General features: G+C 64.7%; 14 protein-coding genes. 12 read left to right on the top strand and 2 right to left on the bottom strand.

Annotation, left to right across the window (positions count from 1 at the left end):
* Positions 1 to 161 precede the first annotated feature (161 nt).
* The 6 genes from AC0L3U_RS12960 (at position 162) to AC0L3U_RS12985 (ending at position 6,523) form a co-directional block, all read left to right on the top strand.
* A complete protein-coding gene (locus AC0L3U_RS12960) occupies positions 162 to 1,133 on the top strand; it encodes an aliphatic sulfonate ABC transporter substrate-binding protein (protein WP_473288391.1) in 972 nt (323 codons plus the stop codon).
* 161 nt (positions 1,134 to 1,294) lie between these two features.
* Positions 1,295 to 2,137 carry an ABC transporter permease gene (locus AC0L3U_RS12965; RefSeq protein WP_473362011.1) on the top strand — a complete coding sequence of 281 codons (843 nt, stop codon included), beginning with the start codon at positions 1,295 to 1,297 and terminating at the stop codon, positions 2,135 to 2,137.
* 4 nt (positions 2,138 to 2,141) lie between these two features.
* Positions 2,142 to 2,927 (top strand): ABC transporter ATP-binding protein, encoded by a 786-nt coding sequence (locus AC0L3U_RS12970; RefSeq protein ID WP_473362012.1) that lies wholly within the window; start codon positions 2,142 to 2,144, stop codon positions 2,925 to 2,927.
* Positions 2,928 to 2,980: 53 nt separating this feature from the next.
* Complete coding sequence (locus AC0L3U_RS12975; protein ID WP_027566043.1) at positions 2,981 to 3,490, top strand: OsmC family protein; 510 nt, start codon at positions 2,981 to 2,983, stop codon at positions 3,488 to 3,490.
* A 197-nt stretch (positions 3,491 to 3,687) separates the two neighbouring features.
* A complete protein-coding gene (locus tag AC0L3U_RS12980; protein ID WP_473362013.1) occupies positions 3,688 to 4,491 on the top strand; it encodes a hypothetical protein in 804 nt (267 codons plus the stop codon).
* Between the two features lie 355 nt (positions 4,492 to 4,846).
* The gene (locus tag AC0L3U_RS12985; RefSeq protein ID WP_473362014.1) at positions 4,847 to 6,523 is read left to right on the top strand and encodes a methyl-accepting chemotaxis protein; all 1,677 of its coding nucleotides are present in this window, start codon (positions 4,847 to 4,849) and stop codon (positions 6,521 to 6,523) included.
* 109 nt (positions 6,524 to 6,632) lie between these two features.
* On the opposite strand, the gene mutS is transcribed toward AC0L3U_RS12985, so the two are convergent.
* Positions 6,633 to 9,371 carry a DNA mismatch repair protein MutS gene (mutS, locus tag AC0L3U_RS12990; protein WP_473362015.1) on the bottom strand — a complete coding sequence of 913 codons (2,739 nt, stop codon included), beginning with the start codon at positions 9,369 to 9,371 and terminating at the stop codon, positions 6,633 to 6,635.
* A gap of 214 nt (positions 9,372 to 9,585) precedes the next feature.
* On the opposite strand from mutS, the gene pcaF reads away from it, so the two are divergent.
* The 6 genes from pcaF to AC0L3U_RS13020 all read left to right on the top strand — a co-directional run bounded on the left by pcaF (position 9,586) and on the right by AC0L3U_RS13020 (position 16,299).
* A complete protein-coding gene (gene pcaF / locus AC0L3U_RS12995) occupies positions 9,586 to 10,794 on the top strand; it encodes a 3-oxoadipyl-CoA thiolase (RefSeq protein ID WP_473362016.1) in 1,209 nt (402 codons plus the stop codon).
* Between the two features lie 190 nt (positions 10,795 to 10,984).
* On the top strand, positions 10,985 to 11,878 hold the full coding sequence (locus tag AC0L3U_RS13000; RefSeq protein WP_473362017.1) for a dioxygenase family protein: 894 nt from the start codon (positions 10,985 to 10,987) through the stop codon (positions 11,876 to 11,878).
* Positions 11,879 to 11,970: 92 nt separating this feature from the next.
* Positions 11,971 to 12,672, top strand: a complete 702-nt coding sequence (pcaH, locus tag AC0L3U_RS13005; protein WP_473362018.1) for a protocatechuate 3,4-dioxygenase subunit beta — start codon at positions 11,971 to 11,973, stop codon at positions 12,670 to 12,672.
* Complete coding sequence (pcaG, locus tag AC0L3U_RS13010) at positions 12,673 to 13,263, top strand: protocatechuate 3,4-dioxygenase subunit alpha (RefSeq protein ID WP_473362019.1); 591 nt, start codon at positions 12,673 to 12,675, stop codon at positions 13,261 to 13,263. It begins immediately after the preceding gene.
* Positions 13,264 to 13,470: 207 nt separating this feature from the next.
* Positions 13,471 to 15,162 (top strand): methyl-accepting chemotaxis protein, encoded by a 1,692-nt coding sequence (locus AC0L3U_RS13015; protein ID WP_473362020.1) that lies wholly within the window; start codon positions 13,471 to 13,473, stop codon positions 15,160 to 15,162.
* A 48-nt stretch (positions 15,163 to 15,210) separates the two neighbouring features.
* Positions 15,211 to 16,299, top strand: a complete 1,089-nt coding sequence (locus tag AC0L3U_RS13020; RefSeq protein ID WP_473362021.1) for a phosphotransferase — start codon at positions 15,211 to 15,213, stop codon at positions 16,297 to 16,299.
* A 181-nt stretch (positions 16,300 to 16,480) separates the two neighbouring features.
* On the opposite strand, the gene AC0L3U_RS13025 is transcribed toward AC0L3U_RS13020, so the two are convergent.
* Positions 16,481 to 18,037, bottom strand: coding sequence for an MDR family MFS transporter (locus AC0L3U_RS13025; RefSeq protein ID WP_473362022.1), 1,557 nt, complete (start codon positions 18,035 to 18,037; stop codon positions 16,481 to 16,483).
* Positions 18,038 to 18,050 lie beyond the last annotated feature (13 nt).

Here is an 18,050-nt window from a genome sequence, read left to right on the forward strand (position 1 = left end):
GCGCTGTCACCCGCCATTCTCTCGCAATAGTCGTTCCATGCTGGAAAGGTGCGGCTTTGGGCAAAGCTGTTCTCAGCCGGCGCGCTTTCGAGGGATGGATTTTCTCGTTGATTTCTAGATATAACTCCTTGAAAAACAATGAAGTTTTGAGGAGGCTGGGCATGACCAGGATTACACGACGCATACTGCTGGCGGGAGCGGTCGCTCTTGCCGTGTCCCCCGCGGCGCGGGCGGCGGATCCGCTCAAGGAAATCCGTATCGACTGGGCGACCTATAATCCGGTGTCGATGGTCCTGAAGCAGAAGGGGCTCCTGGAAAAGGAGTTCGCCAAGGACGGCATCACCGTCATTTGGGTGCAGTCGGCCGGCTCCAACAAGGCGCTCGAATTCCTCAATGCGGGTTCGATCGACTTCGGCTCGACCGCGGGCTCGGCGGCGCTGGTCGCGCGTATCAACGGCAACCCGATCAAGTCGATCTACGTCTATTCGCGGCCCGAATGGACGGCGTTGGTGACATCGAAGGATTCCAAGATCGCCGATGTCGCCGACCTCAAGGGTAAGCGCGTCGCGGTGACGCGCGGCACCGATCCGCACATCTTCCTGGTGCGCGCGCTGCTTGGCGCAGGTCTCACCGAAAAGGACATCACGCCGGTGCTGCTCCAGCACGCCGACGGCAAGACCGCGCTGATCCGCGGCGACGTCGATGCGTGGGCCGGGCTCGATCCGATGATGGCGCAGGCCGAGGTCGAGGACGGCGCGAAACTGTTCTACCGCAAGGCCGACGCCAACACCTGGGGCATCCTCAATGTGCGCGAGCAGTTTTTGAAAGACTATCCGGATGTCGCCCGCCGCGTGCTTGCCGTTTACGAAGAAGCGCGAAAGTATTCGCTGGCGAATTACGATGAGCTCAAGAAGACCTTCATCGCCGTGACCAAGCTGCCGGAGCCTGTCGTCGACAAGCAGCTCAAGGAGCGTACCGAGCTGACCCACAGCCGCATCGGCGCGCCCCAGCGCGAATCGATCCTCGCCGCGGGCCTCGCCCTGCAACAGGCCGGCGTGGTCGACGCCAAGGTCGATGTGAAGGCAACGCTCGATGCTCTGATCGACGATCAGGTGCCGCTGCCGACGAATTAAGGTTGGCCTTGTAGCCCGGATGGAGCGCAGCGAAATCCGGGGCGGTCCTTCCTGGGGCACGATTCCCGGATTGCGCTTCGCTCCATCCGGGCTACTCAGGTAGCGGAAGGCTTGGCAAGAGTAGTGTTGCATTCCCTGACGAGACGCGCTTCCTACCGGCCATGATCTCCGACGCGCCAGCCGTGCAACAAACCTCGGAACCGGCCGAGAGCGCCGCGCCCTCGCGGCTGTCGTGCTATGCGGGACCGGCGCTGGGATTGCTGTTGCCGCTGACCCTCGCGCTCGGTTGGGAGTTCCTGGTCTGGCGCGGCTGGTCCAACGGCCGGCTGGTGCCGCCGCCCTCGCGCGTGTTCGCAACCATCGTTGATCTTGCCCGCTCCGGCGAGTTGGTCCGTCACATCGCCGCGACACTGTGGCGCGTCGGTCTTGGCTTTGCGTTCGGCGTGGTCGCGGGCACCTTGCTCGGCGCCATATCCGGCTATTGGTCGCTGGCGCGGCGGCTGCTCGATCCGACCGTGCAGGCGCTGCGCGCGATCCCTTCGCTGGCCTGGGTGCCGCTGTTCATCCTCTGGCTCGGCATCTTCGAGACCTCGAAGATCGCGCTGATCGCGGTCGGCGTGTTCTTCCCGGTCTATCTCGGCGTAATGGGCGCGATCCTCATCGTCGATCGCAAGATCGTCGAGGTCGGTCGCACCTTCCGTCTCTCCGGATCCGCCATGATCCGGCGGATCCTGCTGCCCGCGGTGCTGCCGGCCTATGTCGTGTCCTTGCGCGTCGGTCTTGGTCTGGGCTGGATGTTCGTGGTGGCGGCCGAGCTGATCGGCGCGTCCGAAGGCCTCGGCTATCTCCTGCTCGACGGCCAGCAGCTCGGCAAGCCCGCGCAGATCCTCGCCGCCATCGTGATCTTCGCGATCCTTGGCAAGCTCACGGATTGGTTGATCGAGATCGCGGCTGCGCCCTTCCTGCGCTGGCAGGACGCCTTCGGGCGTACGGTGGGAGCATAAGGCGATGCTGGCGCTCGACCGGGTCAGCAAGACCTATCCCAACCGCGTGCAGGCGCTGGCGCGCTTCTCCGCCGAGATCAGGCAAGGCGAGATCGTCGCCATCATCGGCGGCTCGGGCTGCGGCAAGTCCACGCTGCTGCGCGCCATCGCCGGCCTCGACCGCGCAAGCTCGGGCACGGTGACGCTCGACAACGAGGCGATCGCCGCGCCGCATGCCAAGATCGGCATCATCTTCCAGGAGCCGCGGTTGCTGCCCTGGCTCAGCGTCGCCGACAATATCGGCTTTGGGCTTGCCGATGAGCCCGCGACCGAGCGGCGTGGAAAGGTGGCGCGTGCGCTCGATCGTGTCGGGCTTGCCGAAAAGGCGCAGGCCTGGCCGCGCGAGCTCTCGGGCGGGCAGGCACAGCGCGTCGCGATCGCCCGCGCGCTGGTGCCGCAGCCCGAGGTGCTCTTGCTCGACGAGCCGTTCTCGGCGCTTGACGCTTTCACCCGCCGGGACCTCCAGGATCATCTGCTCGATCTGTGGGCCGACACGCGGCCGACGCTCATCCTCGTCACGCATGACGTCGACGAGGCCGTGGTGCTGGCCGACCGCGTGCTGGTGATGCGGCCGCGGCCGGGCCGGCTGTTCGACCAGATCGAGATCAATCTCGGCCGGCCGCGCGACCGCAATTCGCCGCTGTTCGAGAATTTCAAGCGAAGTGTGCTGACGTCACTCGACCGTTCGCTCGACCGCGGCGTGCCCGACCGTGACGCAACCCAGGGTCCCGGTCAGGCCATGTGGTGGTGACAATTTCTCTCCGAGCCGGTACATCGAGAAGCAATTTTACCGGGAGAGACAAAATGGACGCCGCAGCACTGCGCCAGATGCAGGCCCCGATCAAGGAGCGCTACAAGACCGACCCCAAGACCGCGATGATCACGTTGAAGGCCAAGGGCTCGACCGACAGCGAGGGCATCGCCTGCAAGGTCGAGACCGGCCGCGCCATCGCAATGGCCGGATTGCATCCCGCGACCGGCGGCTCCGGCCTCGAGCTCTGCTCCGGCGACATGCTGCTGGAGGCGCTGGTCGCCTGCGCCGGCGTCACGCTGAAATCGGTCGCGACCGCGATCGAGGTGCCCTTGAAGACCGGCAACGTTTACGCCGAGGGCGATCTCGATTTCCGCGGCACGCTCGGCGTCGACAAGGAGACGCCGGTCGGCTTCGCCGAGATCCGTCTGCGCTTCGACGTCGACACCGATGCGCCGCAAGACAAGCTCGACCTGCTGCTCAAGCTCACCGAGCGCTATTGCGTGGTCTATCAGACCATCAAGAACGGCCCGAAGGTCTCGGTGTCGATGCAGCGGATGTAAGGCGCGGACCGCAGTCCAACAATCGGTGTCGTCCTGGCCTTGTGCGCAACTGCGCACTGGAGCCAGGATCCATTACCCCGACGCCGATTGTGTTGCGATACTGGCGACTACGACCGTCTAACACAGCGAAGCCCGTGGTTATGGGTCCTGGATCGGCGCTCACTCCGTTCGCTTGTCCAGGACGACAAAAGAAAAAAATGTCCCCCGAACTCCACTTCATCCTCATCCTCGTTCTGCGCATGATGGTCGCGGCGGCGTTCGTCGTGACGGCGTCGATCATCACCGAGCGCTCAGGGCCGGTGATCGGCGCGCTGGTCGCGACCTTGCCGGTTTCGGCCGGACCATCCTACGTCTTCCTCGCGCTCGACCACGATGCCGCCTTCATCGCGCAGGGCGCACTGTCGAGCTTGCCGGTCAATGCAGCGACGATCTTCATGTGCGTTACCTATGTGGTGCTGGCACAGCGGCGCAGCCTTCTAGTGAGTTGCGGAAGCGCGATCGCGGTCTGGATCGTGTTCGCGTCGATCATCAAGCAGTTCGACTGGCCGCTCACCGCCGGGCTCGCCGCCAATCTGATCGCATTCGGCATCTGCATTCCGCTGCTCGCGGGCTATCGCCACGTGAAGATGCCGCTGGTGACGCGGCGCTGGTATGACGTGCCGATGCGGGCTGCGCTGGTCGCGACGCTTGTCGCGATCGTCGTCTCGACCTCGAGCTGGGTCGGTCCCCGCATCAGCGGCATCATTGCGCTGTATCCCGTGGTGTTCTCCAGCATCATGGTGATCCTGCATCCGCGCATCGGCGGTCCGCCGACCGCCGCGGTGCTGGCCAATTCGGCCTGGGGTCTGCTCGGATTCGGAATGGCGATCGCGGTGTTGCACGTGGCGGTCGTGTGGTTCGGCTCCGCCGTGGGACTCTCTGTTGCGCTTGGCACTTGCGTGGCCTGGAATCTGACGCTGTGGTGGATGGGCCGGCGGAAGCTTCGAGGCCACGCTGCCTGACAACATCGCAGACTTTTCAAGGCGAGCCGCAGGTCACCCGGAGTACTACGGTGGTGGGCTGACGTGTGGCGGCAACTGCAGCCTGCAGTGCACCTTTCATCCTTGCCAGGCATCGTTGCCCCGCTAAGTCATTGAATGATCATTCATCTGCCGATGCGTCGGCGCTCCGGTGCAGGTTTTTTTCGAGCGTTCTTCAATCACTCGCGCGTGCCATTTATCGATAGCTTAGTTAGCGGTTTGTTTCAGCTTGCGTCCTATCCTTGGACTCGTTGGCGTCCAGTTTAGCATTCAACGCCATTTTTTTTCGGCCATCGGTCCATGGCACCGAGCACAACCAGATCAATTTGGAGACACCATGTTCAAGCGCAAGTCGAATAGCGGTGCATTGGTTATGATGGCTGCCAAGGCTGTGAGCGCCAACCTGATGGTGGCCGACAACGACCTGAACATCGTCTACATGAATGATGCGGTGACAGACCTGCTGCGCGCGGCTGAGCCCGATCTCAAGAAAGAGCTGCCCCACTTCAATGTGGCGACGCTCGTTGGAACCAACATCGATGTGTTTCATAAGAATCCCCAGCATCAGAGCAAGATGCTAGCGAGCCTCACCGCGGTGCATCGTGCGATGATCCAGGTTGGTGGCCACAAATTCGACCTCGTCGCGACACCGCTGAAGAACGAAGACGGCAGCCGGGCCGGAACTGTCGTGGAATGGTCCGATGCTTCGATCCGCCTTCAGAACCTCGACTTCGGGGGACAGGTTGCGGCCGCGAACCGCTCACAGGCGGTCATCGAGTTCGCGATGGATGGCACGGTCCTCACCGCCAACGAGAATTTCCTGCGTACGCTCGGATACACGATGAACGAGATCCAGGGCAAACATCACAGCATGTTCGTTCCGTCTGTCGAACGCGAAAGCCCGGCCTATCGCGAGTTCTGGACTGCGCTCAACCGCGGCGAATATCAGGCCGCCGAATACAAGCGGATCGGCAAGGGCGCCAAGGAAGTCTGGATCCAAGCCTCATACAATCCCGTTTTCGACGAGAAGGGCAGGCCCACCAAGGTGGTGAAGTTCGCGACCGATGTCACTGAACAGAAGCTCAAGAGTGCCGATCTCGCCGGTCAGATTGCGGCGATCGAGAAGGCGCAGGCGGTGATCGAGTTCAACATGGACGGCACGATCATCACCGCTAACTCCAATTTCCTCGGCGCCCTCGGCTATTCGCTGGCGGAGATCAAGGGCAAGCATCACAGCATGTTTGTCGAGCCCTCGGAGCGCGATGGCAATGGCTATCGCGAGTTCTGGGCCGCGCTCAACCGCGGCCAGTATCAGGCGGCCGAATACAAGCGCATTGGCAAGGGCGGCAGGGAGGTCTATATCCAGGCCTCCTACAACCCGATCATGGATCTCAACGGCAAGCCGTTCAAGGTCGTGAAATATGCGACCGACGTCACGAAGCAGGTGCTGGTCCGCATGGGCAACGAGCGCGTCCGCAGCATGATGGAATCGGTCGCCGCGGGTTCGGAGGAGCTGAACGCCTCGGTGCGGGAGATTTCCGAGGCCATGACCAAATCGCGCGAGACCGCGATGAGCGCGGTGGAGCAGGTCGCGTCCGCTGATGCCCAGGCCCAGCGCCTCACTGAAGCGGCGCTGGCGATGAGCGGGATCGTCGAGCTCATCAACAACATCACCGGGCAGATCAACCTCCTGGCACTTAACGCCACCATCGAATCCGCCCGCGCCGGCGAAGCCGGTCGGGGCTTTGCGGTGGTGGCTTCGGAGGTCAAGAGCCTCGCGAACCAAGCCAAGCAGGCCACTGACAAGATCGGCGCGGAGATCGGCAGCCTCAACGGCATCTCCGGAGACGTCGTCACTGCCCTGGCTTCGATCAAGACGGCCATCAGCAACGTCAGCGAATATGTGACGTCGACGGCCGCGGCAATCGAAGAGCAAAGCACGGTGACCAACGAGATGTCGACCAGCATGCAACGCGCCGCTGCGGAAGCCGCGGCGATCTCGGCGAGGGCGTAGCCAGCGCTCGGAACGGTAGGGTGGGTTAGCGGAGCGTAACCCACCTCTTTAGTTTCTGCGGTGACAGAAGTGGTGGGTTACGCCTTCGGCTGACCCACCTACGGCACCGTCACTGCTTCGGCAGCTTGGCCTTCAACGCATACAGCGCATCGAGCGCTTCGCGTGGCGACATCTCGTCCGGATGCAGCGCCTTCACCGCGTCCACCAGCAGTTCGGCCTCGCTCAGTGGGGCGGCTTCTGCGGCGGCGCGCGAGGGCACTGCGAACAGCGGCAGATCGTCGGCGAGCGCGCGCGCCGTCTGACCGCGGTCCTGGGCTTCCAGCTTCGCCAGTACCGATTTCGCGCGCGTGATCACGGCCGGCGGCAGGCCCGCGAGCTTGGCGACCTGGATGCCGTAAGAGCGATCGGCCGAGCCCGGCAGCACCTCGTGCAGGAACACGACATTGCCCTGCCACTCCTTCACCCGCACCGTGGCGTTGAACATCCGCGGCAGCTTGGCCGAGAGCGCGGTCAGCTCGTGATAATGCGTCGCGAACAGCGTGCGGCAACGATTGCTCTCGTGCAGATGCTCGATCGCGGCCCAGGCGATCGAGAGGCCATCGAAGGTGGCGGTGCCGCGGCCGATTTCATCGAGGATCACGAGCGCGCGCTCGCCGGCCTGGTTCAGGATCGCGGCCGTCTCGACCATCTCGACCATGAAGGTGGAACGGCCGCGGGCGAGATCGTCGGCGGCGCCGACACGCGAGAACAGGCGGTCGATGATGCCGATCCGCGCGCGTGTCGCCGGCACGAAGCTGCCGATCTGGGCAAGCAACGCAATCAGCGCATTCTGGCGCAGGAAGGTCGACTTACCGGCCATGTTCGGACCGGTCAGCAGCCAGAGCTGGCCGGATTTTTGCGCAGGGCCCGGCGAGAGGTCGCAGGCATTGGCGATGAACGGCTCGCCATTGCGCTTCAAGGCCTGCTCGACCACCGGATGACGGCCGGCCTCGATGGCAAAGCCGAGAGACGAGTCCACCTCGGGCCGTACATAGTTCTCGTCGATCGCCAGCTTGGCCAGCGACGTCGCGACGTCGAGCAGCGCAAAGGCGTGGGCGGCGGCGCGCAGCTCCTCGCTGATTGCCAACGCCTTGGCGCAGAGCCGCTCGAAAATCTCGAGCTCGAGCCCGAGTGCGCGGTCGCCGGCATTGGCGATCTTGGCTTCGATCTCTCCCAGTTCCGAGGTGGTGAAGCGGACCTGGCCGGCCAACGTCTGGCGATGGATGAAGGTTGCGTTCAGCGGCGCCGACATCAGCTTGTCGCCGTGCTGCGCGGTGACCTCGACGAAATAGCCGAGCACGTTGTTGTGCCGGATCTTGAGACCCTTCACCCCCGTGTTGTCGGCGTAGCGCGCCTGCATCGAGGCCACCACCAGGCGCGAGGCGTCGCGCAGGTTTCGCGTTTCGTCCAGCGCGGGCTCATAGCCCTGTCGAACGAACCCGCCGTCGCGCTTGATCAGCGGCAGTTGATCGTCGAGCGCCCGGGCGAATTCCGCCGCGAGCTCGCGCGATGGCCTTTGCAGCGCCGCCGTCACCGCGGCGATCTCCTGCGGCGGCTGGTCGAGTTCGTCAAGCCGCGTCAGCACCTGGTCGGCGGCGATGATGCCGTCGCGCAGGCCGGCGAGGTCGCGCGGCCCGCCGCGGCCGACGGATATACGGGCCAGCGCCCGCGACATGTCCGGGGCGCCACGCAGGATGCTGCGGATGTCCTCGCGCGCGGCCGAGTCGGCAACGAAGCTGCCGACGGCATCGAGCCGCCGCGCAATCGCCGCCGCATCGGTCAACGGCGCGGCAAGCCGCTGCGCCAGCAGGCGCGAACCGGCCGAGGTCACCGTGCAGTCGATCGCATCGAGCAGCGAACCGCGGCGTTCTCCGGCCAGCGTCCGCGTCAGTTCGAGATTGGCGCGGGTGGCGGGATCGATCGCCATGGTCGCACCCGAGGCTTCGCGCGCTGGCGGCGACAGCGGCGGATGCTTGCCGACCTGGGTGCGGTCAACATAGGTGACGGCAGCGGCGGCAGCAGTGGCTTCCAGCCGCGTGAGCTGCGATAGTCCGTCCATGGTCGCGACGGCAAAATAGTCGCACAGCCGCTTCTCGGCGGTGGCGCCGTCGAAGACGTCGCGGGTCAGCGGCGTCACCGCCGGCAGCTCGCGCAGGGTCTGTCCAAGCTCGCTATCGTTATAGAGCGCGTCGGTGACGATCACCTCGTTCGGATTGATGCGCGCGAGCGTCGCAGCGAGTTCGCCGCCCGAACATTCCGTCACCATGAATTCGGCGGTCGAGATGTCGATCCAGGCGAGGCCAAAGCGGTCACCGCCCGCCGATGAGCGCGCGCGCGCGAGCGCCAGCAGGTAATTGTTGGCGCGCGCGTCGAGCAGCGTGTCCTCGGTCAGCGTGCCCGGCGTGACCAGGCGCACCACGCCGCGGCGCACGACACTCTTGTTGCCGCGCGCCCTGGCGGCGGCGGGATCCTCGGTCTGCTCGCACACCGCGACCCGGTGCCCGCCGGCGATCAGCCGGTGCAGATAATCCTCGGAGCGCTCGACCGGCACGCCGCACATCGGGATATCGGCGCCCTGATGTTTGCCGCGCTTGGTCAGGACGATGCCGAGTGTCCTGGAGGCGATCTCGGCGTCCTCGAAGAACAGCTCGTAAAAGTCGCCCATCCGGTAGAACAGCAGGAGGCCCTGATGCGCCGCCTTGATTTCAAGGTACTGTTCCATCATCGGGGTCACGCGCGCGGCAGCTTCCGCCTGCGGCGCGGGCGCTTCGTCGGGGGGCGGCACTGGGATCGGCTGTTGCATCGTCATGAGCGGCGCAACCTACAAAATTTCACCCCGCGCTCCTATCGCTTTGGCCGCGGAGGGGAGGTTTTCCACGTTGTCCGCACCGCGGCATGCGCCGCAGGCGTGCACGTCCCCGGAACACGCGCGCCCCAGTCAATTGACCTGCCGCGGGCACCCTCCTAAAACTCCGCCGACATTGAAGAATTTGGCCGGACCGCGGCAATCAGGGAGAACAACGATGCGTGACGTCTTTATCTGCGATGCCGTGCGGACCCCGATCGGCCGGTTTGGCGGCTCGCTCGCCAAGGTGCGTGCCGACGACTTGGCTGCGGCCCCGATCAAGGCTCTGATGGCCAAGCACCCCAATCTCGATTGGGCACAGGTTGACGAGGTCTTCTTCGGCTGTGCCAACCAGGCCGGCGAGGACAACCGCAACGTGGCACGCATGGCGCTCCTGCTTGCGGGTCTGCCGGATTCGGTTCCGGGCCAGACCCTGAACCGGCTCTGTGCCTCCGGCCTCGATGCGGTTGGTGCCGCCGGCCGCGCCATCCGTTCCGGCGAGATCGAGCTTGCGATTGCTGGCGGCGTCGAATCCATGACGCGCGCGCCCTTCGTGATGGGCAAGGCGCAGGAGGCGTTCTCGCGCTCGGCTGAGATCTTCGACACCACGATCGGCTGGCGCTTCATCAATCCGCTGCTGAAGGCGCAGTATGGTGTCGACGCGATGCCCGAGACCGGCGAAAACGTCGCCGAGGAATTCCAGGTCTCGCGCGCCGATCAGGACGCCTTCGCGATCCGCTCGCAGCAGCGCGCGGGCGTCGCGATCGCGGCCGGCTATTTCGCCGAGGAAATCACCCCGATCATCATTCCCGGCGGCAAGGCCGGCCCTGTGACCGTCGACAAGGACGAGCATCCGCGTCCCGAGACCACGCTCGAAGCCCTGACCAAGCTCAGGCCGATCGTGCGCAATCCCGGCACGGTGACCGCCGGCAATGCCTCCGGCGTCAATGACGGCGCCGCCGCGATGATCCTGGCGTCCGAGGCTGCCGTGAAGAAGCACGGCCTGACGCCGCGTGCGCGCATCCTCGGCCTCGCTTCGGCCGGCGTGCCGCCGCGCATCATGGGCATTGGACCTGTGCCGGCCACCCGCAAGCTGATGGAACGTCTCGGCAAGAAAATCAGCGATTTCGACCTGATCGAGCTCAACGAAGCCTTTGCCTCGCAGGGGATCGCCTGCATGCGCCAGCTCGGCGTTGCCGACGATGCCGATTTCGTCAATCCGCATGGCGGCGCGATCGCACTCGGTCATCCCCTCGGCATGAGCGGCGCGCGCCTTGCGCTCACCGCGGTGCACGGCATGGAGAAGCGCGGCGGCAAGCTGGCGCTCGCCACCATGTGCGTCGGCGTCGGTCAGGGCGTTGCGGTGGCGATCGAGAAGCTGAACTGAGCGGACGCGCAGCGTTCGGGCATCCCGGAGCCGGGTGCCCCAGACTCGTCATGCCCGGGCTTGGCCCGCCTGCGCGGCCGAAGCCGCTTCGGCGAGGCTAAGGCCCGGGCATCCACGTTCTTGGTGCCGCGAGAAGGTCGTGGATGGCCGGGACAAGCCCGGCCATGACGCAAGGTGAGGAGAGCATCCCATGATCATCGCGAGCGAGCAGGACGTCACGGCTGCGGCATTGGCGGTGATGGAGCAGACGTCCAATCCCCGGCTGCGCCAGATCATGACCTCTCTGGTCAAGCACCTGCATGCCTTCGTCCGCGACGTTCGCCTGACCGAGAAAGAGTTTCGCGACGCCACCGCTGTCATCGCCGAGCTCGGCCAGCTCTCGACCGACACGCATAACGAGGTCGTGCTGATGGCAGGCTCGCTCGGCGTCTCGCCGCTGGTGTGCCTGCTGAACAACGGCGATGAGGGCAACACGGAAACCGACCAGTCGCTGCTCGGACCGTTCTGGCGGCTGAACTCGCCGCGGGTGGAAAATGGCGGATCGATCGTCCGCTCCGAGACGCCGGGCGCGCCGCTGTTCGTCAACGGCCGCGTCGTGGACAAGGACGGTCGTCCCGTCGCCGGCGCCGAGGTCGACGTCTGGCACGCATCGCCCGTGGGTCTCTATGAAAACCAGGACCCCGAGCAGGCCGACATGAACCTGCGCGGCAAGTTTACGACCGACCAGGACGGAGGCTTCTCGTTTCGCTCCGTGATGATGGTCGGCTATCCCATTCCGACCGACGGCGTGGTCGGCCGCCTCCTGGAGGCGCAAGGCCGGCATCCCTATCGTCCCGCCCACCTGCACGCGTTGGTCTTCAAGCCCGGATTCAAGGTGCTGATCTCGCAGGTCTACGACCCCGCCGATCCGCATATCGATAGCGATGTGCAGTTCGGCGTCACCAAGGCGCTGGTCGGCAAGTTCCTGCGCCATGACACGCCACATCCGACCGAGCGCGACGTCGTGACGCCCTGGTATTCGCTCGACCATGTCTACCGGCTCGAAGCCGGCGAGGCCGTCCTGCCGCGTCCGCCGATCAAATAGGGCGCAAAGCCGCTTCCCCCAATTAGTTATATCCTATAATGATTGGCTGAAGCGTAGACCGGTCGGAAAAGGGCCGGGGGAGGAGTTCGCCAATGACATTCATCTATCCCGTCGACAGCAACACGGCGCATCCGTTGCCGCTGTCGCCCGAGTACAAGAGCTCGATCAAGCGCGCGCCGAACAAGCCCTTGATCCCGATGCGCCATACGCTGTCGGAGCTGACCGGCCCGGTCTACGGCCACGAGACCGTGCGCGAGGGCGACAACGACCTCACCACCCAACACACTGGCGAGCCGCTCGGCGAACGCATCATTGTGCATGGCCATGTGCGCGACGAGGACGGCCGCGGCGTGCCGAGTTCGCTGGTCGAGATCTGGCAGGCCAATTCCTGCGGCCGTTACGTTCACGTCCGCGACCAGCATCCGGCGCCGCTCGATCCGAACTTTACGGGCGCCGGTCGCACCGTGAGCGACGCCTCCGGTTACTACCGTTTCGTCACGATCAAGCCTGGCGCCTATCCCTGGGGCAATCATCACAACGCCTGGCGTCCCGCACACATCCATCTCTCGGTGTTCGGCCATTCCTTCGTCACGCGTCTCGTGACGCAGATGTACTTCCCGGCCGATCCGCTATTCCCGTTCGATCCGATCTTCAATTCGGTGCCGGACGAGAAGGCGCGGGCGCGGATGGTGTCATCGTTCGATATCGAGAATACCCAGCCCGAATGGGCGCTGTGTTACCGCTTTGACATCGTGCTGCGCGGCAAGAACGCTACCCCTATGGAGAACCATTAAGTGCAGGACAATGGGATCACGCCGTCGCAGACCGTCGGCCCGTTCTTCAAGTATGGCCTGACGCCGACCGGCGAGTACGCCTGGAACGATGCGTTTACCAACTCCACCCTGACGCCCGACGTCACCGGCGATCGCGTCCGGATCGAGGGCCGCGTGTTCGACGGCGATGGCGTCGTCGTGCCCGATGTCATGCTGGAGATCTGGCAGGCCGACGCGCAGGGGCGCTTCGCCGATCCGCAGGACAAGCGCGCGCTGCCGAATGCGAGCTTCCGTGGCTTTGCCCGCTGCGGCACCGACAAGGACGGCAATTATTCCTTTGAAACCATCAAGCCGGGCGCGGTGCCCGATCCCGACGGCAAGCCGCAGGCACCGCATATCCTGCTTGCGGTGTTCGGCCGCGGCATGCTGCGGCATCTCTACACCCGCATCTATTTCAGCGACGAGGCCGGCAATGCCGCCGATCCCGTGCTGGCGGTGGTACCCGCCGACCGTCGCGCCACGCTGACGGCCGTGCGCGAGGCCGGCAAGCCGCTGTACCGGCTCGACCTGCGGCTTCAGGGCGACAACGAAACGGTGTTTTTCGACGTGTGAGTCCAGCGTCGTCCCGGACAGGCGGAGCGCCGATCCGGGACGACAGCAAAGGACGGGCCGGATTTCGCTGCCCGAAACCGTTCACCTGACGCCATTTCCCGTACTTTTCCGGAGTTCGCGCGATGCAATTTCCGCGCGATGCAATCCCGTGTTTACCGTAATCCTTTAGGGTCCGTGGGATTCGGCGCCGCCCCATTGGATTGTTCCATGAAAATTCGCCTTTCGCTTTCTTCCGCAATCATTGCTTTCGGAGTCGTTCTGGCCCTCGGTTTCACCGCCGTGGTCTCCACCAGCCTTTACGCCTTGAAAGAGCTCAAGGTCGGCGGCCCGCTCTATTCCGACATCAAGCTCGGCAACGATCTCATCGCCGACATCCTGCCGCCGCCGGAATATGTGATCGAGGCCTATCTCGAGGCTACGCTCGCCATGCGCGAGCCCGACCAGCTGGCGGCCCATGGCGAACGGCTGGTCCAGCTCCGCAAGGATTACGACGAGCGCAAGGCATTCTGGGTCACCTCCAGCCTCTCGGCCGACTTGAAGACCGCCCTGGTGTCGAAATCGGACGCCGAGGTGCAGAAGTTCTGGAAGCTGTTGTCCGACCAGCTCCTCCCCGCGCTCAAGGCCAAGGACACCGCCGCCTCCGAGCGCGCCTACGCGCAGCTCAAGGACGCCTACACCGCGCATCGCGCCATCATCGACAGCATCGTCGAGAGCGCCAACAAGCAGAATGCCGACATGGAGAAGCTGGCCGCGGACCGCGACAGCTCCATGCTTTATATCCTCCTCGGCGTCTCCGCCGCCGTCCTCGCCTTCATTGCGGCGGGCCTGCTCGGCGTCGCCCTCGGCGTGATGCGCCCGATCGTGCGGATGACCAGCACGATGCAAAAGCTCGCGACCGGCGATCTCGCTGCCGACATCCCTTTCGCGCACCGGCAGGACGAAGTCGGCTCGATGGCGGGCGCGCTCCTGGTGTTCAAGCAGGCGGCGGTCGAGAATTCCCGCCTGCGCGAGGAGCAGTTGCAGAAGGCGCAGGAGGCGGCGCTCGCCAAACGTGAGGCCCTGCACCAGATGGCCGAAACTGTCGAGCGCGAGACCGGCCGCTCGGTCGACACCGCGAGCGCCGCGACGCAAGGCGTGGAGCGTGCCGCCTCCAGTCTGTCCGAGATCGCAAGGTCGCTCTCGACACAATCGCAGGCGGTCGCAGCCGCCTCCAACCAGGCTCTCGGCAGCTCGCAGACTGTCTCGGCCGCAGCTGAAGAACTCAGTGCTTCGATCCGCGAGATCGCAACCCAGGTCGCGCGGACCAGCACGGTGACGAAATCGGCGGTCGCCGGTCGGGAACAGGCGCGCTCGACCATCCAGACGCTGGCCGGATCGGTGAAGAAGATCGCCGAGGTCTCCGACCTCATCGGCGGCATCGCCGGCCAGACCAATCTGCTGGCACTCAACGCCACCATCGAGGCGGCGCGCGCCGGGGAGGCCGGCCGTGGCTTCGCGGTGGTCGCCGCCGAAGTGAAATCCCTCTCCGACCAGACTGCCAAATCCACCGAGGAGATCGCGCGGCTGATTGCCGAGATCCAGGCCTCGACGCAGGCCGCAGTCGATGCCGTCGAAACCATGGGAGGCCACATCGTTGAGATCGACGGCGTCGCCACCTCGGTTGCCGCCGCGATGGAAGAGCAGGACGCCGCGACGCGAGAGATCACGCGGTCAATCTCCGAATCGGCGTCCGCGGCCAAGGAGGTCTCGGCCAAGATCGGTGATGTCAGCCGTGACGCCGCCTCCGTGAACGAGCGCGCCGCGGAGGTCAGCCAGGCGATCGCCGGCATGGCGGCCAATCTCGAACAGCTCAGGTCGGTCGTCGTCAGGACCGTGCGCGACTCGACCGCCGCGGCTTGAGCCGGGCGCGACGTCGTTCGCTGGCGCCTGCGGCCGTGATCGTGCAGTATGACGCGGGGCAGGGGCATCGTGGTTATGACAACTCCACAATTGCCGGCGGTCGTTGAGCCCGCCCAACTGACAGCTGCGCTGCGCAGGAGTGGCGTACTGGACGCTGGTGCAGTGCGCGAAGTGAAGGTGCTGCATCAGCGCGACACCGTCGTCTCACACATCGTTCGCCTCGGCCTGCGCTATGTCGGGGAATCCGCCGGTGCGCCGCAATCGCTGATCCTGAAGACTGCAAATTCCGACTTCGCCAAGACGCTTGCAGATGCTGGTCGACAGGAAGTGGCTTTCTACACGCAGCTCGCGCCAAGCATGCCGCAGGGGCTCGCGCCGCGCTGCTTCGACGGGAGTTTCGACAAGGAAAGCCTCAATTGGCACCTCCTGCTCGAGGATCTCACCGACAGCCATGAGATCGCGACCGAATGGCCGCTGCCGCCCTCACGTGAGCAGGCGGTGGCGATCGTCACGACGCTGGCACGCTGGCATGCGGCATGGTGGGACCATCCTGGTCTTGGTGATACCGTCGGGACCTGGGCGAGCCCCGAGGACCGCATGCAGCACATGGAGACCTTCGCCGGCCATTACGACCGTTTTGCAGATCTGCTCGGCGATCGCCTCGGCGAAGAGCGCCGCACCCTCTACCGCCGCCTGATCGAGCACTCGGACCGGCTATCCCAGCGCTATCATTCGCGACGTCACATCAGCATTGCCCATGGTGACGCCCACATCTGGAATTTCCTGCTGCCGCGCGCCGGTGTCGCGGATACCGCACGCATCTTCGATTTCGACCAGTGGCGCATCAACGTGCCTACGAGTGACCTCGCCTACATGATGGCGATGCAGTGGTATCCGGACCGCAGGCAGATGCTCGAGCGGCCGCTGCTCAACCTGTATCACGAGACGCTGATCGCCAGCGGCGTCAGCGGCTATACGCGCGGCGCGCTCGACCAGGACTATCGTCTGTCGGTGCTCTGGCACATCACGAGGCCGGTCTGGCAATGGAGCATCAACCTCCCGCCGGTGATCTGGTGGAATAATCTGGAGCGGGTGATGATGGCGGTCGAGGATCTGGGCTGCGAGGAGCTTTTGTAACTGCTCGCGCCACAAAACCGCTGTCGTCCCGGCCTAGTGCGCAATTGCGCACGGGGGCCGGGACCCATACCGCGAGGTCTATCGGTCTCGAACGATGTTCGTCCCGAACGAAGATCATTCCCGGTCTTCGTCAAACTGCGCTCTGTGGTAATGGGTCCCGGCCTTCGCCGGGACGACGGCGTTACTCCATCACCGCATGTTCCGGCCCCGCCGCCTGCTTGCGCAGGGTGGCCTTGGTCGAGCCGATCAGCAGGGCGAGCGGGATGGTGCAGAGGATGAAGAACATCACCAGCTGGTAGTCGTGCGCGAAGGCGATGATCTGCGCCTGCACGCTGACCATGCGATCAGCCATGGCACGGCCGGCGTCGGTGGAGAGATTGATCATGCCGCTGACGCTGGGCATCTGGAGCGCGTGGTTGAATGGGTTGATGTGCTCGGACAGGATCGCATAGGTCCGCCGTGTACCCTGCGTCAGCTGGGCGATGACGACGGAAATGCCCACTGAGCTCGCGACGTTGCGCATCAGGGTCAGCATCGCGGTGCCGTCGGTGCGCAGCTCGTTCGACAAGGTCAGGAACGCCACCGTCGATAGCGGCACGAAGACGAGGCCGAAGCCGAAGCCCTGGATGACGCTGACGGTCACGATCTCCGGCACCTGGGTCAAATCGGTCCAGCCGGTCATCTGGAACAGCGAGCCCGCGGTCAGCGTCAGGCCCGTGATGATCAGCGTGCGGGCCTCGATGTAACGCATCATGCGGCCGACCAGCATCATGGCGAAGAAGGTGCCGAAGCCGCGGCTCGCCAGCAGCAGGCCCGCGGTGATGATGGGATAGCCGATCACGTTCTGCATGTAGGGCGAGGCCAGCGCCATGGTCGAGAACAGCACGAGCCCCATCACGACCATGAACATGCAGCCGGTGACGAAGTTGCGATCCCTGAACAGCGCGAAGCGGATGAACGGCGTCGAGGTCGTGAAGGAGTGCGCGATGAAGAAGTAGAAGGCGACGGCCGAGACGATGAACTCCGCAAGGATCTCGGCCGATTCGAGCCAGCCCAATTGCTCGCCGCGGTCGAGCGCGAGCTGAAGCGAGCCGATCGCGAGCGCCAGCGCCGCGAAGCCGAACCAGTCGAATCTGAGACTGAGATCCTTCCGGGTCTCGTCCATGAAGATGATGAGCCCGATCACGGTGATGGCGCCGAACGGCAAATTGACGAAGAACACCCAGTGCCAGGAATAAGTCTCGGTCAGCCAGGCGCCGAGCGAGGGACCCATGATCGGCCCCATCATCACGCCCATGCCCCAGATCGACATCGCCTTGGCGCGTTCCTGGAGCGTGTAATAGTCGAGCATCACCGATTGCGACAACGGCACCAGGGCCGCGCCGAACACGCCCTGCAGCAGGCGAAACAGCACCATCTGGTTGATGTCCTGCGCAAGCCCGCACAGCACCGATGCCATGGTGAAGCCGGCTGAGCAGATGATGAAGATGCGCTTGCGGCCGAAGCGGTTGGCGATCCAGCCCACCGGTGCCGTCATGATCGCGGCGGCGACGATGTAGGAGGTCAGCACCCAGTTGATCTGGTCCTGCGAAGCCGACAGCGTGCCCTGCATGTAGGGCAGGGCAACATTGGCGATGGTGGTGTCCAGCGCCTGCATGATGGTTGCCGTCATGGCGCAGATCGTCACCATGTTCCGGCGCAGGCCGGGAACCATCAAATGGGCATTGGGGCCGGACATCGGATCAGTCCTT

This window comes from Bradyrhizobium sp. Kon69, assembly GCF_055807515.1.